General features: G+C 43.4%; 22 protein-coding genes and 1 pseudogene. 6 read left to right on the top strand and 17 right to left on the bottom strand.

The window, feature by feature from the left end; all coding sequences use genetic code 11:
- Window positions 1-145: 145 nt before the first annotated feature.
- The 5 genes from OPS28_RS03785 to pilM are packed head-to-tail and all read right to left on the bottom strand — an operon-like array spanning window position 146 to window position 4,709.
- The gene (locus OPS28_RS03785) at window positions 146-1,924 is read right to left on the bottom strand and encodes a type IV pilus secretin PilQ (protein ID WP_265608118.1); all 1,779 of its coding nucleotides are present in this window, start codon (window positions 1,922-1,924) and stop codon (window positions 146-148) included.
- A complete protein-coding gene (locus OPS28_RS03780) occupies window positions 1,917-2,459 on the bottom strand; it encodes a pilus assembly protein PilP (RefSeq protein ID WP_265608117.1) in 543 nt (180 codons plus the stop codon). The genes OPS28_RS03785 and OPS28_RS03780 overlap by 8 nt, the downstream gene beginning before the upstream one ends.
- On the bottom strand, window positions 2,459-3,067 hold the full coding sequence (locus tag OPS28_RS03775) for a type 4a pilus biogenesis protein PilO (RefSeq protein ID WP_265608116.1): 609 nt from the start codon (window positions 3,065-3,067) through the stop codon (window positions 2,459-2,461). The genes OPS28_RS03780 and OPS28_RS03775 overlap by 1 nt, the downstream gene beginning before the upstream one ends.
- A complete protein-coding gene (locus OPS28_RS03770; RefSeq protein WP_265608115.1) occupies window positions 3,067-3,654 on the bottom strand; it encodes a PilN domain-containing protein in 588 nt (195 codons plus the stop codon). Before OPS28_RS03770 ends, OPS28_RS03775 begins: the two co-directional genes overlap by 1 nt.
- Window positions 3,642-4,709 (bottom strand): type IV pilus assembly protein PilM, encoded by a 1,068-nt coding sequence (gene pilM, locus OPS28_RS03765; protein ID WP_265608114.1) that lies wholly within the window; start codon window positions 4,707-4,709, stop codon window positions 3,642-3,644. Before pilM ends, OPS28_RS03770 begins: the two co-directional genes overlap by 13 nt.
- 139 nt (window positions 4,710-4,848) lie before the next feature.
- Here pilM and OPS28_RS03760 point away from each other — a divergent pair, with 139 nt between their 5' ends.
- The 3 genes from OPS28_RS03760 (at window position 4,849) to yghU (ending at window position 10,694) form a co-directional block, all read left to right on the top strand.
- Entirely contained in the window at window positions 4,849-7,503 is a 2,655-nt protein-coding gene (locus OPS28_RS03760) for a penicillin-binding protein 1A (protein WP_265608113.1), read from the top strand.
- Between the two features lie 53 nt (window positions 7,504-7,556).
- On the top strand, window positions 7,557-9,248 hold the full coding sequence (locus tag OPS28_RS03755; protein ID WP_265608112.1) for an NAD-dependent malic enzyme: 1,692 nt from the start codon (window positions 7,557-7,559) through the stop codon (window positions 9,246-9,248).
- Between the two features lie 585 nt (window positions 9,249-9,833).
- Window positions 9,834-10,694, top strand: a complete 861-nt coding sequence (gene yghU, locus OPS28_RS03750) for a glutathione-dependent disulfide-bond oxidoreductase (RefSeq protein WP_265608111.1) — start codon at window positions 9,834-9,836, stop codon at window positions 10,692-10,694.
- 4 nt (window positions 10,695-10,698) lie between these two features.
- Here the strand turns inward: yghU and OPS28_RS03745 are convergent, their stop codons facing one another.
- From OPS28_RS03745 to OPS28_RS03735, 3 genes are all read right to left on the bottom strand, one after another.
- Window positions 10,699-11,547 (bottom strand): alpha/beta hydrolase family protein, encoded by an 849-nt coding sequence (locus OPS28_RS03745; protein ID WP_265608109.1) that lies wholly within the window; start codon window positions 11,545-11,547, stop codon window positions 10,699-10,701.
- 366 nt (window positions 11,548-11,913) lie between these two features.
- The gene (locus OPS28_RS03740; protein ID WP_265608107.1) at window positions 11,914-12,669 is read right to left on the bottom strand and encodes an RES family NAD+ phosphorylase; all 756 of its coding nucleotides are present in this window, start codon (window positions 12,667-12,669) and stop codon (window positions 11,914-11,916) included.
- Window positions 12,666-13,019: an MbcA/ParS/Xre antitoxin family protein gene (locus OPS28_RS03735; protein WP_265608105.1), complete on the bottom strand. Its 354-nt coding sequence runs from the start codon at window positions 13,017-13,019 to the stop codon at window positions 12,666-12,668. Before OPS28_RS03735 ends, OPS28_RS03740 begins: the two co-directional genes overlap by 4 nt.
- A gap of 188 nt (window positions 13,020-13,207) precedes the next feature.
- On the opposite strand from OPS28_RS03735, the gene OPS28_RS03730 reads away from it, so the two are divergent.
- Together OPS28_RS03730 and OPS28_RS03725 are read left to right on the top strand one after the other, a co-directional pair.
- The gene (locus tag OPS28_RS03730; protein ID WP_265608104.1) at window positions 13,208-13,681 is read left to right on the top strand and encodes a hypothetical protein; all 474 of its coding nucleotides are present in this window, start codon (window positions 13,208-13,210) and stop codon (window positions 13,679-13,681) included.
- Window positions 13,682-13,685: 4 nt separating this feature from the next.
- Window positions 13,686-13,907 (top strand): helix-turn-helix transcriptional regulator, encoded by a 222-nt coding sequence (locus OPS28_RS03725; protein WP_332017551.1) that lies wholly within the window; start codon window positions 13,686-13,688, stop codon window positions 13,905-13,907.
- A gap of 183 nt (window positions 13,908-14,090) precedes the next feature.
- Here OPS28_RS03725 and OPS28_RS03720 read toward each other — a convergent pair whose 3' ends face one another.
- The 4 genes from OPS28_RS03720 to OPS28_RS03705 form a co-directional block, all read right to left on the bottom strand.
- Window positions 14,091-15,101 carry a metal-dependent hydrolase gene (locus OPS28_RS03720; RefSeq protein ID WP_265608102.1) on the bottom strand — a complete coding sequence of 337 codons (1,011 nt, stop codon included), beginning with the start codon at window positions 15,099-15,101 and terminating at the stop codon, window positions 14,091-14,093.
- Between the two features lie 257 nt (window positions 15,102-15,358).
- Window positions 15,359-15,781: a GNAT family N-acetyltransferase gene (locus OPS28_RS03715; protein ID WP_265608100.1), complete on the bottom strand. Its 423-nt coding sequence runs from the start codon at window positions 15,779-15,781 to the stop codon at window positions 15,359-15,361.
- A 12-nt stretch (window positions 15,782-15,793) separates the two neighbouring features.
- Complete coding sequence (locus OPS28_RS03710; protein WP_265608098.1) at window positions 15,794-16,330, bottom strand: GNAT family N-acetyltransferase; 537 nt, start codon at window positions 16,328-16,330, stop codon at window positions 15,794-15,796.
- A 471-nt stretch (window positions 16,331-16,801) separates the two neighbouring features.
- The gene (locus tag OPS28_RS03705; RefSeq protein ID WP_265608097.1) at window positions 16,802-17,308 is read right to left on the bottom strand and encodes an NAD/FAD-utilizing enzyme; all 507 of its coding nucleotides are present in this window, start codon (window positions 17,306-17,308) and stop codon (window positions 16,802-16,804) included.
- Between the two features lie 693 nt (window positions 17,309-18,001).
- On the opposite strand from OPS28_RS03705, the gene OPS28_RS03700 reads away from it, so the two are divergent.
- Complete coding sequence (locus tag OPS28_RS03700; protein ID WP_265608096.1) at window positions 18,002-18,598, top strand: hypothetical protein; 597 nt, start codon at window positions 18,002-18,004, stop codon at window positions 18,596-18,598.
- A 226-nt stretch (window positions 18,599-18,824) separates the two neighbouring features.
- Here the strand turns inward: OPS28_RS03700 and OPS28_RS17130 are convergent.
- The 5 genes and pseudogenes from OPS28_RS17130 to argA all read right to left on the bottom strand — a co-directional run.
- Window positions 18,825-18,893 (bottom strand): annotated as a pseudogene (locus tag OPS28_RS17130) (PEP-CTERM sorting domain-containing protein); the annotation flags it as partial.
- Window positions 18,894-19,211: 318 nt separating this feature from the next.
- On the bottom strand, window positions 19,212-19,652 hold the full coding sequence (locus OPS28_RS03695; protein WP_265608095.1) for a GyrI-like domain-containing protein: 441 nt from the start codon (window positions 19,650-19,652) through the stop codon (window positions 19,212-19,214).
- A 97-nt stretch (window positions 19,653-19,749) separates the two neighbouring features.
- Window positions 19,750-19,890, bottom strand: a complete 141-nt coding sequence (locus tag OPS28_RS03690; RefSeq protein WP_265608094.1) for a hypothetical protein — start codon at window positions 19,888-19,890, stop codon at window positions 19,750-19,752.
- A gap of 97 nt (window positions 19,891-19,987) precedes the next feature.
- Window positions 19,988-20,341 (bottom strand): hypothetical protein, encoded by a 354-nt coding sequence (locus OPS28_RS03685; protein WP_265608093.1) that lies wholly within the window; start codon window positions 20,339-20,341, stop codon window positions 19,988-19,990.
- A 582-nt stretch (window positions 20,342-20,923) separates the two neighbouring features.
- Window positions 20,924-22,234 carry an amino-acid N-acetyltransferase gene (argA, locus tag OPS28_RS03680; RefSeq protein WP_265608092.1) on the bottom strand — a complete coding sequence of 437 codons (1,311 nt, stop codon included), beginning with the start codon at window positions 22,232-22,234 and terminating at the stop codon, window positions 20,924-20,926.
- Window positions 22,235-22,236 lie beyond the last annotated feature (2 nt).

Here is a 22,236-nt window from a genome sequence, read left to right as displayed (position 1 = left end):
AGGGCGTGATTATCTCAGTTTCTCAACGACTGATGCAAGTTTTGTTGGCAGCATTTTGAAAATAACTTAAAAAACAGCCGCTTTTCGGTCTAGAGAGGGGGATTCTGAGAGCGAAAAGGAGAGCATTACGCTCTCCAAGGTGGATTTACAAATTTTCAGCGACAATTTTAGGTGTGACAAAAATAAGAAGTTCACGCTTTTGATACAGGGTTGACTTGTTTCTAAACAACGCACCGACTACAGGTAAATCACCGAACAGCGGAACTTTTGAGACGTCATCAGTATTTATTTGTTGGAAAATACCCCCTAGCACCACCGTCTCACCATTTTCAATCAACACTTGAGTTTTAATTTCCTGGGTATCAATTGCCACAGCAGGGCCGGTAGAGGTAGACACAGTCTCGCCACGGGTATCTTGTGTTACCACAAGATCCAGAATGATGCGGTTATCGGGCGTAATATGAGGCGTAACTTTCAGACTCAATACGGCTTTTTTAAATTCTACCGAAGTAGCGCCGCTTGATGTCGCCTGCACATAAGGGATCTCGGTCCCTTGCTCAATATAGGCTTCTTGTTGGTTCGCTACTGTTATGCGCGGGCTGGCGATAATTTCACCTTTGTTTTCTGATTCTAAGGCAGATAACTCTAAATCCAGAATCGTGCCGTCAACCAGGCTGGCTACCTGAAAGCCAATTCGACCTGCCGGGTTAACCACGGGCAAATTGACATTTAGGCGGTCTGATATCTGTGGGATTACGCCGCCCGCTATTGAATCAGCTCCCTCAAGACTACCGGAAACCCCGTCATCATTCTGTTTGTCTGAAAAGCCCCAACGCACACCAAGTTCCTCTCCAACGTTGTCACGTACAGTGACCATACGACTTTCGATTAGAACTTGTTTTACCGGGATATCTAACGTGTCGATCATATCGCGAGCTTCATCGATAGATTCTTGGGTATCGCGAATTAAAATGGTGTTGGTTCGTTCATCTACAGTTGCTGTACCACGGGGCGATAAGATGCCACCGTCCTGATTTTTCAATATGGAAGCTAATGCCCCCGCTTTGGCATAATTCACTACAATACTGGTCGACTTAAGCGGAGCCAAATCAGCTACTTGCTTTTGAGATTGGAGCTGCTGAGTTTCTCTGGCTGTAAGTTCTTCAGAAGGTGCAATAAGCAAAATGTTACCTTCAAGACGTTTATCCAGACCTTTAATTTTTAAAATCATGTCAAGCGCTTGATCCCATGGAACACCGGATAAGCGGATAGTTACATTACCTGACACAGTATCGGTGGTAACCAGATTGAAGCCGTTCACCTGGGCAATTATCTGTAATACTTCACGAACCGGAACATCTTGGAAATCGAGCGAAATTGGGTCGCCGGAATATTGATCGTCCTGGTTCAGTTTTGCTTGTTCCTCTTTGCTCATAGGTTTTATTTCAATGTGCAAAGCATTGCCTTCCTGCCTATGTTGGGCGAAAACAAGACCTTCGTAACGTATAACAACGCGAGCCCCTTCCTTTTCTTGAAAGGTTTCCACAGCGGAAACTGTGGTGCCAAACTGTTCAACGTTTAATTCAACCAGTTGATCTTCAGCCAATTCAGTGCCAGGTAGGGTAATGGTTAATTCGCCCTTAGATTCGATCAGTTGAGGCTCAAATTTCTTGTTGTTAAAGGTCAGTGTAGTCAGCGCCAGATTGCCGGCCTTTCGGGTAAACTGAACATCTTTTAATTCAGACGAAAAGCTATTGTGTTCAGACTTATACGGGTCGAGCAGTTGCGTTTGGTCTTCTTGTGCAATTGCTTTGGATTGCACTAAAAAATTCAATATAACGAAAAAGGCTATCGTACATGCTACCCAATACCAGGCGCTGTGACTACGGTTAAGCCGTTTATTAAAAATGTATCGCTCAGACATTCTCATTTTCTCCTGCTGCCGAGGACATGGTCAGCGTAACTTCTTTGCGTTGCCAGCACCCTGCACCGTCAGGTAACAATTGCTCGATTTTAACTGATTTGTTGTTGATTTCTTTTATTTTTCCGTAAAACAGCCCAATCCTGCTGCCAATTTGCGCTTTATGCAAGCTTCCATCGTTAGATTTAAACAATGCCCAGCGTGTTCCTTGTGTGGTAAAGCTACCCGAAAGTGCCAACGCATCCAGGCCGTACTCTTCCAGACGCGCTTTCTTACGACTGAAATCTGGTTGTAAGCAGTTGGCTTGTTTTGCAACAGCTACAGGCGTCGAAGACTCTTTAGGACGGGTAAACGGGCTACGCATATTTTGTGCTGTATATTGCGCTGAAGGGGGTTTGGTGAACTCTGGGTAAGGTTCAATATTCACTTGCGTATTCGCCTTTACTTGTGCGGTAAAGGTTGTCAAATCATTCAGACTAGGTGCGCAGGCAGTGAGGAGAAAGGTACTTACAAGCACAAGGACAGTATAATATTTCATTATTCTTGCGCTCCCTTTCGTTCCGCTAGAGCAGTGCGATAGGTTTTCGCCTGTAACTGCAGTCTTAATCCGTTTTGCTCTTGACTGAGCGTAAAATCGTGTAGTGTTACTATGCGAGGCAAATCTGCTATTTTGGCAACAAACTCGCCAAAATTATGATAACCGCCAGTGACTTCCATTTCGATGGGAAGTTCAGTGTAAAACTCTTTCGGCACTTCTTGTTGCCAGTTTAAAATTCTAAAATTCAGTCCTGAGGAAGTACCCACATAAGTGATATCGTCAAGCAAACCTGGCGTTTCATTATTGGTAGGTAATGAACGTAACATTGATGAAAAATCTTCTTCTATTCGCGTTAGCTGTTCTTTATAAGCTTCCAGGTTGACCGCGATACGGTATTTTGCTTCAAATTGTAATTTAAGCTCTTGCTCTTTTGCTTGCACACTATCCAGTACGGGTAACTTTGGACTGACCAGAAAATAGTAGCTAACTGCGGCTACAATAATGCCTACAAACACACTGACCACTATTTTGACTTCTTTAGGCCAAATAGCAATTTGTTCAAAATCAAGCTCGTTCAGCGTTTTGAGTTGGGCAAAATCGAACTTCATTATTTGCCTCCTTCTGCTGTTTCAGCTGCAGTAGGTTGAGGAGAAATGGACGGGCTAATATTAAATTTCAACGTAAAATCACTCACCGCGCCCGACGTTCGCTCATCAGCCACAATGGAAGAAAGATCGCCGCCAGTGAATATTTCAGAACGTTCTAGTTGGCGCATAAATTCGGAAAGGCGATTATTCGAGTCGCTCACACCCTCTATTTCTATAATGTTATTCATGCGTCGCATAGATTTAAATGAGACCCCAGGCGGGACGATTTTTGCTAGTTCATCAAATAATAAAGGAGCGACATTTCTACTGGTTTGTAGTTGCTCAATCAACGCCATGCGCTGTTCGATGGCATCTTTACTTTTTCTAATTTCCTGAATCTCTGCAATCTGGGAATTTAACGCATTAATTTCAGATTCAAGATACCTGTTACGAGTGTTCTGGTTAGCTATTTGTTGATCGATGGCTTGCCCAATAAACCAAAATACAAGTCCTACCAAAGCTGCAACGGCAACCAGACCCATAATATATTGCTTTTTCTGTTCCTGGCGTTGCTGTTCTCTCCAGGGTAGCAGATTTATATGTGCCATGGAGAAAAACTCCTGCTAGCTAAACCTGCGGCTATAGCAAGTTGAGGTGCCACTGCCGCCAATTTTTCCTTATCAAGTTTTGGGTTGATTTTCATACCTGAAAAGGGATTAAAAATATCAACATTGATGCCTAAATCCTGCCGTAGGCTATCGACTAACGGCGACATCGTTGCACCGCCTCCGCACAACAAAATATGTGCTGGGCGGTCAGTGTGAAAGCTCGTCATATACATTTGCAGGGCGCGGTTTATTTGCTGTAATAAATTAGCGGTGAAAATGGGTAACGTATCGTCTATCCAATTAGCTGGCAATGTGTTGGTTAACAACTGCTTTTCAGCTTCCTCACGCTCAATCATATGAATAGCCGCAAGATCCTGGATTAACATATTGGTGCCAAATGCATGTTCTTTGCTGTATATCACTTCGCCTTTTTCCCATACGCAAACTTGCAGCAATGAAGCGCCAATATTAATGCAACACACACGGTTGTCAGTATCTTGTTTTGCGTAAAAGTATTTTATGGCGTTACCTAATGCGTAACCTTCAATATCGACGACCTTTGGCTCGAAGGGAACTTCGCGAACTAACGTAATACGGCTATCTACCAAGTCTTTATGGGCAGCAGTTAAAAGCACATTTACTTTCCCTTCATGCGTCTTACTTGGGCCCATTTCTTCGAAATCCAAATAGACTTCTTCCAAAGGGTAAGGGATCAGGCTGTCAGCTTCGATTTCGATCTGGCTTTCCATTTCGAAATCATTTTGTTCCGGGTCCATATACACCATTTTATTGATGACAGAGGTACCGGCCACTGCCAATGCGACTGACTTATCTTTTACTTTCAAAGCATTTTTAACCTTTTTAAGCGACATACTTACCGCTTCGTAATCCTTTATTTCGCGATCAGCAAAAGCTATTTTGCTAATGGGTTCACATGCAAATCCTTGTAGGGTGTAGCCCTCTTCGGATTGCTCCAATAGCACTGCTTTTATTTGACGTGTGCCTATGTCTAGGCCCACAATAGATGGCAGTTTTCTTTTAAACAGCTTTTTCATCTGCTGGGTTCCGACCTAAAGGGTTAAAATTCCGATGTTAGAATCTTACGCAAATTTTTTGCGATGTAGGGTTCTAATAAACACACGTACGTATAAAATATAAGTCATTTTGGCGAAATTGGCCTGGTATCATATCTCAGTGAAGTACATCAAATATCTAATTTTATTCATTATAGTTTCTACGCTAATAGGAAGTATTGCGTTAGTTGGTATTTATTTTTATATCAAACCTGACCTGCCTAGCGTCACTGTTCTGAAGGACGTGCGTTTGCAAACACCCATGCGCATCTATACTCAGGACGGAAAACTTATTTCCCAATATGGAGTTAAACGGCGGATCCCGGTAAAACTTGAGGATGTTCCTCAAGAACTTATCAATGCCGTCATTGCCACCGAGGACAGTCGATTTTATACCCATTATGGTATCGACCCCATTGGTATTGTAAGAGCTGCATTTAACCTTGCTATTACGGGTGAAAAACAACAAGGCGCCAGTACCTTAAGTATGCAGTTAGCCAGAGGGTTCTTTTTAACTCGGGAAAAAACTTATATCCGCAAAATAAAAGAAATTTTTATTGCCCTGCATATGGAACAAGAGCTAAGCAAGCAGGAAATACTGGAGTTGTACCTGAACAAAGTAGAATTAGGACACCGCGCATTTGGGTTTGGTGCGGCGGCGCAGGTTTATTATGGAAAAACGCTGTCTGAATTAAGTCTTGCGCAAGTAGCGACGCTGGCGGGATTACCCCAAGCGCCTTCAGTATTAAACCCAATTAGCCGTCCTGATCGTTCCATTGCGCGCCGTCGAGTTGTTCTGTTACGCATGTTGGATGAAAACCTTATATCAAAAGCGCAATTTGACGAGGCAGTAAGCCAACCGGTTACTGCTCGCAAACATGGGGCGGAAATAGAGGTGGACGCTCCTTACTTAGCAAATTTAATTTATTCCGAAATGATAGAAATTTACGGCAAAGAAGAAGCCGAAACGGGTGGGTATCAAGTTTATGCCACTGCGCCATCTGATTTACAAAAAGCAGCGCAGGATGCAGTGGTAAGAAATATTCATGATTACGATGAACGCCATGGTTATCGCGGGCCGACTGAATATTTGTGGAATGAGCCTTTAGCTGAAGACGCACACCCCGATGATGAGAGTGAAACGCAAACCGACGAAGTATTGCCACAGGGCGATAACAAGCATCGTACACGCGCTGACTGGGATAATGAGTCAATCGTCAGTGCGCTTAAGCAGGTTAAGAGTTTTACGCCGTTAGTTCCTGCGGTGGTGCTGGAAGTGGAGGCACAATCTATCGTAGTAATGGATCGGACCGGTACCCAGCGAGTCATCGAGTGGGCTGGACTCGATTGGGCACGCGCCTACATTACTGATAGCAGACAGGGCAGAGAACCTGAGACGGCTGCCGATATTGTCACCGAAGGTGCAGTTATACATATTCGTGAACAGGATGGGAAATGGCGTTTATCGCAAATCCCAGATGTGAGCGGAGCGTTCGTGGCCATAGATCCCCAAAATGGCGCAGTCCAAGCAATCGTAGGCGGTTATAGCTTTTACCAAAGCCAGTTCAACCGCGCTACCCAGGCTAAACGCCAGGTGGGGTCCAATATAAAGCCGTTTGTTTATTCGGCCGCACTTGAACAGGGCTATACCTTGGCATCGGTTATTAATGACGCGCCTATTAACCAGTGGAATGCAAATACCGGAGTAGCGTGGCGCCCGGAAAACTCCCCTCCTGAGTACGATGGCCCCATCCGTATGCGTAAAGCATTAGGTAAATCTAAAAACGTAGTATCGGTGCGTTTATTGCGTGGTGTTGGATTAGATCCAACCATCAAACATTTGACGCGTTTCGGTTTTAACGAAGAGGAAATCCCCCGTGACGAAACCGTTTCACTCGGGTCAGGTTCACACTCACCTCTCGAAATGGTTCGTGCAATGAGCGTAATAGCAAACGGCGGGTTTCTGATTCAGCCGCATTTTATTGACAATATTCAGGATGAATACGGCAACGTGCTTTGGAAAGCTGAACCTTTGTGGGCGTGTAATCCTTGTGAGGCGGCCAATGATGACCTGCAGGAAAAAGATATCGAAGCGTTACTTGCTGAGCAATTAAATCAGGAACAAGCTCCTATGCCGGAAGAAAGCGAGCGTAAGCAATCGGCGCCACAAGTGATAAGCGCGCAAAATGCTTTTCTGGTAAGTGAGATGATGCGTACCGGCGTTAGAGCGAATGGCAGCTGGAACAATAAGACTTACTGGCTGGGAACTGGGTGGCGCGCTCGGAACATTCTTCAGCGCGACGATATTGCTGGTAAAACAGGTACCACGAATGATTCCCGCGATACCTGGTTCAGTGGGTTCCATCCCTCACTCGTAGCCACCGCCTGGGTTGGCTTTGACGATATGAATCGAAAGCTGGGCCGTGCCACGCGTAATCAAAACTTGATTAACCGCAACCCTGATAAGTTTAATTGGATTGGCAATGCCTTGATTGGCTCAGAGGATGGCGCGAAAGCAGCCGGGCCAGCCTGGATTCGCTTTATGCAAGTTGCCTTGAATGGTGTGCCGTATTCGCCTATGCCGATTCCAGAAGATATTGTACGAGTACGTATTGATCGTACCACTGGAAAGTTGACCAGGCGCACAGACCATACGACACTATTTGAATACTTTCTGCAAGGTACTGAACCGACAAGCTATATCCGGGAAGATGAAATTATCGACCCTGCAGAACTAAATTCAACCGATGAGCCCGAAGCTGAAGAAGTATTTTGATACTTTTTCAGGTGATTTCGGCTAGCCACTAGAATAAACAATGCGGACAAACAATGTCAGAAGATTCTAACAAGTATCTTTATATACCTCATTCCGGCCCATCATTGCTGGAAACTCCCTTACTTAACAAGGGCAGTGCATTTACTGCCCGTGAGCGCGCTCAATTTAACCTTACCGGTTTGTTGCCTCCTCGCTACGAAACAATTGAGGAACAGGTAGAACGTGCATATATGCAATACAACACATTTGATGATGCGTTGAACAAGCATATTTATTTACGGGCTATTCAGGACAACAACGAAACGCTGTTCTATAAACTGATCCAGAATCATATTGAAGAAATGATGCCCATCATTTATACCCCCACAGTAGGTGATGCCTGTGAGCAATTCTCCGATATATATCGGAGTTCGCGCGGCCTGTTCTTGTCCTGGGAAGAACGCAATCAATTAGATGATATTGTGCGCAATGCGACTAAACGAAAGGTCAAAGTTATCGTTGTAACTGACGGCGAGCGTATTCTGGGCTTGGGTGACCAAGGTATCGGTGGTATGGGTATTCCTATTGGAAAGCTGTCTTTGTACACCGCGTGTGGCGGGATCAGCCCAGCCTATACTTTACCGGTAATGCTTGATGTGGGCACCAATAATGAGAAATTATTGAATGATCCTATGTACATGGGCGCGCGTCATCCTCGAATTGAACAAGACAAGTACGATGAGTTTGTAGATATGTTCATTAAGGCGGTGACGAAACGCTGGCCCGACGTGATGATACAGTTCGAGGATTTTGCACAACCGAATGCAATGCCAATATTGAATCGCTATCGCGAACAAATTTGTTGCTTTAATGATGATATACAGGGCACAGCAGCGGTGACACTGGGGACTATTTTAGCCGCGTGTAAAGCTAAAGGGCAAAATTTATCCAACATGAAAGTAGTGTTTGTGGGCGCGGGATCGGCGGGATGTGGTATCGCAGAGATGTTGATCCAACAGATGCGCCATGAAGGCCTTAGCGATGAACAAGCACGTCGACAAATTTTTATGATTGACCGATACGGCTTGCTAACCGAAGGTATGGAAGGCTTACGTGATTTCCAGCAAAAACTGCAACAACAAAAAGCGGATATTGCTGATTGGACCTTCAGTGGTGAAAACGCATCATTGTTAGACGTAGTACATTGTGCGAAACCAGACATCTTGATAGGCGTGTCCGGACAACCAGGATTATTTACTGAGCAAGTTGTACGGGCAATGAAGCAGTACAATAATAAGCCGATTATTTTCCCCTTAAGTAATCCGTCACGACAAGTAGAAGCGCGCCCGGAACAGGTTATTGAATGGACTGAGGGCGAAGTGGTAATTGCTACAGGCAGCCCCTTTTCGCCAGTACGTTACAAAGATAAGCTCTATCCGATTGCGCAGTGCAACAACAGCTATATATTTCCGGGCATTGGCTTAGGGGTGATTGCTTCTAAAGCGCGGCTGGTTAGCGAAGAAATGCTGATGGCGGCAAGCACTGCACTTGCTGGAGCTTCACCTTTAGTTAAACAGGGCGAAGGGGCGCTGTTACCACCACTGACGCAAATTGCAGACTTAAGCAAGCAAATTGCCTTTGCCGTGGCCAAAGTTGCGATGGAGCAAGATCTTGCTTTAGAAATGTCTGATGAAGCGCTTACTGCCTCTATTGAACGTAACTTCTGGAAAGCAGAGTACCGCCCTTATAAGCGAGTAAGTATCTAATCTGCCTAAACGAGCCGAGCAATATGCTCCGCTCGTTTTTCCTAAATTCAGCGTATCCTTTTTAGTTTTTCAATTACTGTCTGCAATCGGTGACACAAGTCTCGCGATGAGTCTTTCAATATTTCTCTTTTTGCTGTAACCGTTTGTTAAATATATTTATTTTTTTCTTGGCACAGAACATGAAACAGATTTAAGTATGTAAGCCAAATCAACGGGCTTACTAACCTTCTTTGCGGGCAATGGAGTGCCCGCTTTTTCTTATGGCACAAATACACTCTTGTCATTCAGCGCTCTTCCACCGCCATAGCTTTCTCACCTGTAGCAACATTGAGAGTGGTTAGTGGGGAGAGATTAATCAAACTAAACAAGCATCAATAAGTCATCTTCTGAAGTGAAAAACGCCTAACATACGTTGCGTCGTACTGAGGTAATACGCTATGGCATTGCTCGCTGACCGCCCTGTGGTGATATAGATAGATATCGAGTTACACGCTGTCGATCTTTCATAAAACGGGTTTAAATTCGCGTTCGTTAAACCTAAACGCGTAAGCTTCGTAGTGATCAGGTGTTCAAACAGGAGCTAACATGAGTAAGAAAAAAGAATATCAGCCGCCAAAAGTGTGGAAATGGGAAAAAGAAGACGGCAGTAAGTTTGCCAACATCAACCGCCCCGTTTCTGGCCCCACCCATCAAAAAGCCTTACCTGTGGGTGATCATCCGTTCCAATTGTATTCTCTGGCCACACCCAACGGTCAAAAGGTAACGATCATGTTTGAAGAGTTACTCGCGGCCGGGGTGAAGGCGGCAGAGTACGACGCGTGGACGATAGACATCAGTGAAGGGGATCAATTCTCTTCAGGTTTTGTAAATATTAATCCCAACTCTAAAATACCGGCATTACTTGATCGAAGCAGCACGCCCCCTGTACGTGTTTTTGAATCAGGGGCCATCCTTCAGTATTTAGCCGAAAAATTCGACAAATTTATACCAGAAGAAACTACAGCCAAAACAGAATGTCGTAATTGGTTGTTTTGGCAAATGGGATCTGCACCCTATCTGGGTGGGGGATTTGGGCATTTTTATAACTATGCGCCCTATAAAATGGAATATCCTATTAACCGTTTTTCCATGGAGGCTAAGCGTCAGTTAGACGTTTTAGATAACCACTTAAGTTTTAACGAGTACCTTGCGGGAGACGAATATTCAATCGCTGATATTGCGGTATGGCCGTGGTACGGTGGTATGGTGTTAGGAAAGTTATATGATGCCGCTGAGTTTCTTCAGGTGGAAAGCTATACGCATTTATTACGCTGGGCCAAACAGGTTGGTCAACGTGAAGCAGTTAAACGCGGGAAAATAGTGAATAAAGCGTGGGGTGAAGGTATTCAGTTACTTGAGCGCCATAGCAGCAAAGATATAGACAAGATACTACAGAAGAAAAAATAGCCTACTATGTACATTGTTGAAAAAATTCGATCGGTAGTTGCCACAGTGCTGCAGATTGACGAGAAAAGAATTTCATGTGACCTATACGCTTAAGCTGCCACTGAGATGGTTGCAAAATTTCTAATGTATTAGCGGCTTTTGAATAGACGCTCATCATTTCTCGTACATTTTTCTCACAGGCAATATCGTCGTCCTCTGCCACTACCCATTTTGCAGGTAGCGTTAGTTCGTCATACAAGTGGCGAGTAATTTCTTTTCCAAAACTAGTTTTGACATACCCTTGCCCGTTACACCAGCGTCGCCACTGTTTGGCGACGCCTGGGGGAAGGGGCTCACCGATGCCCACCCATTGCGCTTTAGTATGTCCGAACAGTAAGTTAGAAAGCGGAATAAACATATTCATAAAAAAGTGTGCTTTAAGCTGATAAGAGAAACGCATGTTATGTAAACTGCCAGATGAGCTGCCCACATTAAACATGGCACATAAGTCGTGTGCATTGCGCATCAGTCCGGCAAGCTGTCCGCCTGCACTATGTCCCACCAAAAATAACGGTCGGTTTGGCGCTCTACTTTTCAGATGATTAAGTGCAGCGGTCAAATCAATTTCGCCCCATTTTATTAGGGTCGCATCGCAATCACTCACGGATTTCGACAGAGAATCCCCTATACCGCGATAATCAAAAGTTAACACGCTAAAACCGTTATCAGCTAAAAACTGAGCGAACGGTTGATAGAATTGACGTTTTATTCCTGTGGCAGAACCAATTACCACACCACCGCGAGAGTGTGATGGAACAAACAGATCGCCAGCGAGTACTGCGCCGTCCGGACATGGAATATGTTGTGAGTGCATAAACGTGTACTTTTTGAGTGGTCTTACCAGTAAAGCGTAAATTCACCGCTATTGCAATGCACGTGGCTCAACGACCGAATGTGAAGCCGAACCCACTTACCGAGGGTTCTGACTGCATCTGATACACAGTTAACCAGATTAATAACATCTATTAAAAAACTGTACGGTGGTCTGAAAAAAAACCGTGGTGATTAAACAAAACGAAGTTCAGCGTAATGGCGGGGGGCCATTAAGAGAATTATCAGGTGCCAGCGAATATATGAAATAATCAGGTGATCAAATGAAATCGACGGAGAGACTAGCACGGGTGCAGGTTACTGGTGATGCGATGTAGCAGCCCCACCATATTTATGTTGACGAATCTATTCATGCGGGTGGGTAAGGGAGTTTATCTTCCACCATAAACTGTTCAATCCGAAACGTGATTGGAAACGTCTTGGGGGCTGAGAAACGTACAATACCCTCATAAGGTAAAGTTTCGCATTGCACTAAAACCATACTTTCAGGCTGTCGGGTCGTAATTACATAAGGCTGATCGATAGCAACATTTTTACCATCGTTGTTAACGCTTCGGGCTGAGCGATAGCGAATAAGTTCAATACTGTTTTCATGCGCTACCCGACCGATAGCCTGAGTAAATTCATAAGACGTTTTACTGGTTAAACGTTTTATCGCTTCTTCATCTTCTATTGAGGTTAAGTCTAGTGCTTTGCTCGATTGCACGGCCACCGAAAATAGCTGATGTGATGAATGGACGGTTTTTTGATAGGGCGTATCCATTGCCTCAAAAAATACAAACCGATAGAAGGCTACCTCTGCGTAACAGGTGGTAACGTCCTCGCTGGCATAAAAAAAGCTGGCTTCCAGGCGTGTACCAAATCGTGAGCCATGCCGCAGTGGAGGGTAACGAAAAGGGGTTTTGATAAGGTAATGCAAGCCATCCGTACCCTCGGGGTAGGCGGGTTTAAAATCATCAATAATCTGTTCAAGCAACGCTTGTTCATCGAGGTTGTTGACTAACGAATAGGTAGCAGCTTCCTCCTGCGATTCGACCAACCGACAAACCGATGCTGAATATTCACCTTGTATTTCAGCCAGACCGAGAACATCAGCGGGCGTCAAGCTTTCGCTCGCATAGCATCAAGGTATATATTGATCTCAATTAAACCAGCGATTCGCTTAACCAGTTCTCTTGGTACACCTCGTAAATGTTTATTTGCGGTGGTAAACCAATGTCTCATCGCAGCTTCATCCCCTCCCATTATGGCGTAAAGGGACCGATAAAGGCGAATAAAATGAATCTGAATTTCGTGCTCTTTACTGGCAGGATTAAACCCCTGACTTCGAGCTAAAGTAGCGCGGGTTTTACCAATAATTGCCGCGCCTTCAGTGTCATTTAGTCCAAACATCTTGTATGCATTTTTAAATGCTTTTGCGACTACTGTTTGTTGGTCTATGTTATGTTTTTCCACCGCAAAACCCCCAGCAAATATGCTCTAATTCTATTTGTATAATTTTATACTAGTCTCTGATGAAATGTGTAATTACGATCAAAAAAAATGTTTCAAAGGTAATGCAAAGCTAACCAAGTGTTAAGTATATTTGACATTGTGTCATGTTTGTCTTACTTTTATTGTGTCCTATAATGTGGAGCAAATAGATGAGTTTATCTTATCGGGAAAAGAGTTTGTGGTTGTCGCTGTTGGTTGAGCTCATTTTAGCGAGTTATTTTGGTCGTCAAATGTTAGCGCTATTAAATACTGGCGCGGCAGTTGATCCTACGGCTATGGCAGCGTTATTACTTAAGATTGTTATCTCGTTTGTTATTGTCGAAGCGGTTTTACATTCTTTATTGGCAATGAAAAATCAAGAAGGCGCAGGAGAGCCAGAGGATGAAAGAGAGAACGCGTTCCGCTTAAAAGCCAATGAAATAGGTTATTGGTTTCTTTCAGTGGGGCTTATTGTATGTATTGTGCATGAACTGGTGAACAAGCAGCTTGCAGAAAGTGCTATTACGCATTCCGTTTACCAATCGTTCAGTTTTGCACCGCTTGAGTTAAAGTTAGTAGTTGTTTTCTGGCTATCTGAGGTGCTGCGCTTTTCTTCGCAACTTTACTTTTACAGAAAAGGTTAGAGTAGTGGCTGAATTTGCTATCCACAACAAAATACGTGAATTGCGCTTTTTTGCCGACGAAATGACACAAAGTGAATTAGCAAAACAGGTAGGAGTGACCAGACAAACGATTATGGCGATCGAGAAAGGTAAGTACTCACCCTCTTTGGAAGTGGCGTTCAAGATTGCACGTGTGTTTGATAAACCTCTGGAAGACATTTTCTCTTATGATTTACAGGATACCTAACCGAATATAAACAAGGTTACCAATAACCAATTCGGCTTGGAAATAGAAAGTACTGAGTTTTATCGCAATACAAGCGGTTACACTAAGTAGCTATTTTTTTTCAACAGCAATTATTGGGTGGATCTTACGCGGTGGATTTTCATCCAAAGCAACACCGACTGGAAAATGGTATCGTGTTGAGAACTAATAAAAAAACGTAGCACCAAATATCTTGTCGAAGGGTACTATGTCGCTTTTTATCGTTGAGGTATTCCGGATAAATTTCACGTGGTGGTGCTGTTTATCGGAATCAAGTTGGATGGCCCATAGCGGTTGTATACCTTCAACCTGCGTTGAATAGCGCAAGTCGATAATTCTATCCGGGTGTTGCGGATCTACAGCTAACCAGTTGTCCGTGAACCATCTAAAGCGACTCACGTCGTTAAATTGTACCGAGTCAGGCTTTATTTCAGGAAAGTGATACTGCATTTTCAGCTTGTCTACCACTCGCCCATCGTATAGCCGTACTTCGCCAAACAAAGGAACTGCCACGGCATTGATAAAATACTTTTCACCCGCTTCATGCAACGTACGCCAAACGATAACGTTGCCGATAGATGGAAGGGCCCTTATTCTTTGGGGCCTCGGAAAGTCTGTCATAACAAGATTTTCCACTACATTTATCGCTCGATGGTGTTGAACTACACCCAACCCCATGTACGTGAAAAAGATTAAAACGGCAACGTATATCCAGGCTTTAGTTTTGCTTACACACGCCATTACTAGCCCGATTAATAATGGAAGAGTGACAAAAGGGTCAATAATGCCAATTGAATCCCAAGCCACCCGTAAATGGGTGAAAGGCCACAATAATTGCGTGCCGTAAGAAGTACATGAATCAAGTAACCCGTGCGTGGCATAACCCGCGATGCTATACAAATAGATCGATTTAACTGTCTCTTTGCGAAAGATTAATAGCCAGAATAGTGTCGCAACGATAAGTGCCCCGAAAGGGATAAAAACTAAGGAATGGGTAAATTGGCGATGTAATTCCAGCGCTAATAGAGGATCGTGGCTTGATTGGAAAAGGATATCCAAATCAGGGGCCATGCCAGCAGCTCCCCCCACCATTGCAGCCTGTCTAAGCTTATGCTTGTTCTTAGCGACGATAATTGCTGCCGCGGCACCTAATACGCCTTGAGAAACTGGATCCATTGGCTCACTGCACAGTCTTGGTTTAATTACTATTGCGTCTTACGGTCATTCTTAACGTTTTAGATTTAATTAAACAACAAAGCGGAGAGTATCCAACACCTGCACGCTTTAGACCGATTATCTCAAGGCGAAGACGAACTACGCTGAGACGACCTGGTCATCCCTATAAGCGGATTCATCCTTGAAATGCGACGGCATTCTAGCCCGCTCTCGGGTACTTCATAGCTTTCAGCGTTCAAGTTTTTACGCTTTTGATGTTAAGCAAGCGACTGCTCCATATAATAAAATCTATCATCCTCCTGGGATATGTTAAATCCATCTCGCTTATAAAGATTAATAGCCGGGCTTATTTTCATTACTCTTAATCTGAGTTTGTCAGCGCCAGATTGCAGCGCAATTCTTTTTGTTTCAGTTAAAGACTGGGCACCAATTCCTTTATTCTGGAAAGCTTCATCTACTTGAAGGTCGCGTAAATAGCAGCCATCTTCGTCAAATGCTAAGCGGATAGCCCCTATTACTTTCCCCTGATAAAGAATATCCCAATTTTCCAGTTCAGTTATTTGTTGCAAAATTTTATTATGATCCCAATCTACAGCAAATTGTTCGTAGTAGAAGCGCATATTGCGCAGGGTCATCTCTGCTGATTTGGCCAAATCATCACAGCGCTGATAAGAAATCATATTATTTACTTCCTAAATGGTATCGGGAGAAAGATTCAGTGGCGAACCCCAGCTATAAATAAATTCTCTGGCTTTATTACCACACGGCGTAGTCCAATAGGCTAGGTCTATATGTTTTCCGCCTTTACGTTCGTAGAATTTAATTGCTTTTGGATTACATTCCAACACTTCTAAGTATAAATCATGCTCACTGAAATGCTCTAAAGCCCATTTCCCCGCTGCCTGAAGCAGCATCGAGCCAATTCCACTCCCTTTTCGTTCTGCTTTTACATGCAAATTATCAATTATGGTACCAAATTCGGGATGGTGGGCACCAAACGCACAAATGAACCCACAAAATTCTCTATTAGCTTCAGCCACTAAAACCAATTGATTAGTGGTTGGGTTTTCAAGTCGGTGGCGCCATACTTCATTCCTGTCATGCAATATTTTAGTATTAAGATAATCGGCGGATAAAACCTTGCCGTAGTTTTCTTTCCAGCTCTGTGCGTGTAAATCCGCAATGTTTGATTGATCTTTCTCGGTGCCCATTCTGATTTGTATAGTCACTGTTATATCCTTATTTTAATGATGGGTAAGGCATTGGTATTTTCACTCTCTATTCAATCCGACAAAGAAGAGCGAAACTCGACTTTTTCATCATCTTCAATCGCTAACCAGTTAGGGCAGTATACATCCTTGAAAAAATGGTAACGTGGCTGATATTACTAAAATTGTTGCGTTTATGAAAAATGGGAAGTTAATGTCTGACCCTCTGTAAATGGTTGAATCTCACAACCAACCTACATCACCATGACTTTGCTAATTACGAAAAGGTCTAGATTTGCAGATATATAGCCAATCCATCGCCCTAATCTGGCTTGAAGGGAAGAAAAAAAGTGAAAGTGATCGTCTTAATACAATTATCTTCAACCCACGCGTAGCGATAAGTGTCTACGCCACAACAAAGCTGGTATAAAACCGAGCTTTGTTGTAATGAGGGGATTAAAACGAAATAACGTCGATTTTACTGGGACCAAACTAGGTAAGAGAAACCTGATCTGTACTGACCTCCCGCAGATGGGGATGTTTGGCCACTACTCTGGCCAAATTAGCTTCTTGTTCATCTTTGGTATCGACAAAGAAAACGTGCCTGCCTTTTTTCAGTAAGGTTTGGAAGCGTTTGAATTGGTGATTTGGAACCTGTACGCCAATCAAGCCTCCTTCCCAGACACAAAAGCCCAGTATGACTAATGCTCCAAAAATAAAGGGGAGCCAGCCCACCGCCGAATTGTGCAGTTCAAGCAAATACACCACTGCTAATAGAACCGCAGCAACAGCGACACCCACAAATGCACCTAGTTCTGATGAATGAATGACGTCTTTTTTAAAAAATGGTGTGATGGCGTGTAAATGATGTTGTTCAACTTCTGTATCATTTTCGCTAAGCACGTGAATCTGACTTCTGGCAACCCCTTGTTGCTCTAACTCTCTTTCAACAACCTCTAAATCGTCGAGGTCATCACTAATATAATAGTGTCGTGACATATCAATCTCCCGCTCGTCATTTTGTAGAAATGATATCGAACCTGTTACAACGCAGGAATCTAATGGTAAGTATAGAACAGTTGTTTAAAAAATGAACAAGTTGGGGTGGTTTATTGATTTTTTATAGGGGGGATCGCTAGTTGTAACGGCTCACGATCATAAACCCGCCGACTTGATTAAATCTGCATTTGGGCTCCCATTAAGTGAGAATAAAACATGCCAGCGATTCAATCATCTAGAATGAACTCACTTCTCACTAGTTTTGTTTACATTGTTTTACCCCCCCCAATCCAGTTAGAGCGATGGTATTGCTCATTCAATTCATCGCAAATAACAAAGAATAGTAAATTAAGAATACTTCCAAGCTTGGCGATGAATATCAATAAGTATCGAAAACCCCGCCAGAAAGAAATGCATCTATACTAATCCAGTGAAGGAGTTACACACTATAAAACGAACATATTGATTATGAATTCAGTTAACTACGATAGTTTGGGATTAACGGCAAAGACGAAACCGACTTTATGTGGTTAAACACGCCGATAGTTACAATGATAGGTGATAGTGCAGGTGTTTTTATTACAACTTTTGACAATATTCGTGTTTTGCATCATCCATACTCAGGCGGGGAAGCTAAGGTTTCTAGCCGCCTTGCCCCGAAGCCGATGGCTATCTTTTTCAGGCGGTGTTTCAGTGGCCTATGTTTTTATACAGATTTTTCCAGAAATGGCCGAAATTCAGGAATCTTTTTCTGAACACGATAATTTTCTCATTGCTTTAGAACATCAAGCTTACTTACTTGCGTTAATGGGGCTTTGTTTGTTCTATGGTCTGGAAAAGTTAATTAAATCGGCCCGTGACGATGAACGCGCTACACCGGTCAAGGTACTCAATGCTTTTTCTGTTCACTTAACGTCTTTTGCCGTATACAACGCGCTGATAGGCTATTTGCTAGTTCATCGTGAAGATACCCAGCTCTCAGGATTACTCTTTTATGCTCTAGCAATAGGTTTGCATTTTTTGGTTAATGATTTTGGGTTACGAGAACACCACCAACATCGTTACCACGCATACGGTCGATGGATTTTGGCTGCAAGCATAGTGGTGGGATGGATAATTGGCTTAACTACCGAGCTAAGTGAATTAGTCATACATGGACTATTTTCGTTTTTAGCAGGCAGTATCATCCTAAATGTGCTTAAAGAAGAATTGCCCGAAGACCGCAAGAGTAGGTTCCTTCCCTTTATGTTCGGAGTGATAGCGTTTGCGGGGCTGGCATATTTGCAGTAAATAGTCTTTCTAGAGATAATTTACAGATTGATATTGGTGAAAACCGGGGCGGGAAGCGTGTGTTATAAGCACCTTTCGAGCTAAAGTTCTATGACTGACCGAAACGTAAATACGAACGTACTTTCGAAGGTTTCACCAAATTAGTTATGGCAAGCGCAGGTGGAATATTGCGGGAGCGAACTGGCCGCTATAGGGACCAGTAAATTATTAAGATTAAAGAAGTTAACTAGTCTTTTCTTCTTAAGAAACCAAGACCTGCAAGCATTAAGCAGCTCAATGCCAGCGCACCTGGTTCAGGAACTGAAAGTCATCAACATCTTGTCGGTTTCTACCCTGGCTTGATTTTACACCCCCTATACAATAGAAACACGCATTCTCGACCTCATTACTATCACAACCAAAACCTGGGGAAAAGACGGTCACTGGGAATAGAAGCAGAGAAATATTTGCCATCTACGACAAAGATATCAATTGCGATAACTACAACAGAGGAGGCTATTGAAAATTCAAGAAATCCTTTAGTGGCCCAGTTTTAAAACAAGGCGTCTTTAGAAATGCTGGGTGTAGCTGTGTTTTTTCCGGTTCCCCGGGAATGAGGTTTTTGTTATGTGCCTCATTCCACGGAGATAAAGATTTCAACTTCATTTTCACTTTTATAGAACTCGAAATCCGTGGTAAAAGTACGTTTGTAGTCACAGTCATTTGCATCGAAGTACTTCCAGACTGCCCCCCACAAATCGATAACGACTTGGGGCATCTCACCTGCGGCTTTAAACTTTACATAGTTGCCAGCTTTAACATCGTGTTTTTCCACGTTTTCTGTCAAGAGCGAATCCGAACACGCAACCACGTCGAATAAGCCAGTATGGTCCGATTCATAGTTGGTATATAGACCGAACACTCGAGCGTTTTGGTTGAGCTTCGGCGCTAACTCGCCGTAGAATTTTTCCCACAGAGAGCCGATCTTGGCAGTAGATGGGCTCATTTCGTTTGAATTTTTGGTGCGAACTGAAATCCCTGCGACACTGAACTTTTCAATTGTAGTAATGTTCACCTTCCATCCTTGCATACAACTTATAAAGAAAAGGCAGATACACTACCCTATAATCGCCTTGCGGCGTAGTATTTTTCGCTTTCTGCGCTGCGAGGTACTACACAATATGTTGTCTGGCATTCTGACGGCCATTAGTCGATTTTTGAATTAGATTAAAGATTTGCAAAAGTTGACCGCCATCATAATGAGCACTAATACAATCAGCGATAATTTGACCACTTCTATTTGACTGTTCCATGCTGGTAAATTCTTCTGGCAATTTAACATTGTCTACCTGGCTGGTGCACTTATCAAAAAGTGTTACAACATCCTATGAGCATTCACTTCCTTTGTAACTATTTTAAAAAGAGACCATTCTCTCTTTTTAACCTAATCACTGACAAAATAAAAATTCCAACCGGCGACCATAGCAATAGGGTTGCACCCAATGCTTTTAAACTAAACAGTGAGAAAAGTGGAGCATAAACTAACCATAGCGGCCAATTAAGAATGTAACTCGCTATTTCGCTACCCTGAAACCCTTGGCAACTATAGCTCATTAGCATTGCATCGGACGCATAACAGCCGATGAAGTCAGGCTTCTTTTCTCCGTACTCTACTGATAACAATACACATAAACCAGCTAAGAAGGCCAAAAGAAGTAGAGCTAAGACAGATGCTGAAAATTTCTTTAAATGAACCCAAAACATAAAGTGCCTACCTTCGTAATAATCGGCCGCCTTGTAGCGAAGTTACGCCCTTGTATTCTTACGACCTTAAACGCCATCATTTCCGGCAAATCTGGAGTGGTGTTTTTTGAGTTAGAATAGGTTAGCGCAAAGCATATTGGTATCTATTTAGTCATTTTTTATAGCAATATTAATCAACCTACCTAATGTTGCTCGTTATAAATTTTTTTACACCTTTGGAGCTAAAACTCTTATTCATACTTGTTTACGTTCCCTGTGAATAACGAAACTGTTACTCATTGAACATAAAAATTCTTCGCCCTCAAATAGCAATCTGAAAAAATCTAACTCTACACCTTGCGCAGATATTCCTTAATATATTCGATTACTCTTTTGTAGATAATATATTATTGAATAAACCAAGTAGCGTGTTTTATCACCTCATTATTGAGCGCGGGTGCATCGATATCTCATCAGCCATGCTGCCTAAAATACAAAGATTTTTATTTCGTTCTATACGAATGTAGAAAAACTTAACGTTTAGAATATTAATTTATAAACGGCGGCATTGCTACCGCTTAAGAAGTTAACGATAAGAAACTTTCACAGCGGAAGCTGAAATACCTTGGAGTTGCGCTGAAAGTTATAGAGTTCCTTTTTGCTAGTGGGAAGTGATTCAATCTTCGCTTCCACAAACCCTTGTTCCAAAAACCAGTGAGAGGTGAGGGTGGTGAGTACGAACAGGTGTTCAATGTCTTGTTCTTTAGCTGATTGCTTAATGGCGTCAAGCAAACGCTCCCCGCGATGTTTGCCGCGATACTCTTGATGTGTCGCTACACAGGCTAATTCGCCATTTTTTTCTTCATGAAACAGATAGAGTGCGGCGCAAGCGATGATCATGCCGTCTCTGACAATCACAAAGAAGTGTTCAATTTCTTGTTCAAGCCTTTCCCGTGAGCGGGTGACCAGTGCACCACTTTCTTCCAAGGGTTTGATAAGAGCCAGTATGCCGCCCACGTCATCTATGGTGGCTTTGCGTAATTGTTCATAGTGGTTCTCTAATACCAATGAGCCACAACCGTCCCGCGTGAAAAGTTCCTGAAGTAGTGCGCCATCAACCTCGTAGCTAATACAATGAGCGCGCGGGATGCCGGCTGTGACACTGCTGATAAGGGCATGAAGGACAGTTTTCTCGGCCTCGACTTCATTGTCAGTAATTAGCTTTTCAAGCTGCTGGCGCTCGATGGTGCGAAGTAGTTTTCCGCTTTGATTGAAAATGCCTTGGTGACTGGAAAAAGCTATCAGCTTATCCGCTTTTAACGCAATGGCTGCGTTCGTCGCCACATCTTCGTGGGATAGATTAAATACCTCTCCTGTAGTGGAATACCCCATGGGGGAGAGCAGTACAATAGAGCCGTCGTTGAGATGATCGCTAATACCTTCAACGTCAATGCGTCTGACTTCGCCGGTATGATCTAAATCAACGCCGTCGCGCACTCCGGCAGGTTTAGCCACCACCAAATTGCCTGAGCAGACACGGATTTGCGCGCCGTGCATGGGAGAGTTAGGTAAGCCGGTTGTCAGTAACGCTTCAATATGCGCCCTGGCGGAGCCAGCCGCATCTTTCACACATTCCAATGTACCATTGTCAGTAATGCGTTTATCGTGGGAAAAACGCGGTGGAATATTGCGTAATGCAATGCGCTCATCAACTTGCGGACGTGCACCGTGTACCAGCACCAGTCGCACTCCCAGACTGTTGAGCAGCGCAATGTCGTGAATAATATGGGGAAAATTTTCGTGTTGCAGGGCTTCACCGCCCAGCATTAAGACAAAGGTTTTGCCTCTATGTGCATTGATGTAGGGCGCAGAGCTGCGGAAAAGTGCAACTCCGTCTTGATGTGACAGTACCATGC

The sequence above is a fragment of the Alteromonas sp. ASW11-130 genome, from assembly GCF_026183735.1.
Classification (GTDB): domain Bacteria; phylum Pseudomonadota; class Gammaproteobacteria; order Enterobacterales; family Alteromonadaceae; genus Alteromonas.
Note: the sequence above shows the minus strand (reverse complement) of the source record. Positions and strands in the feature narration are given on the sequence as shown.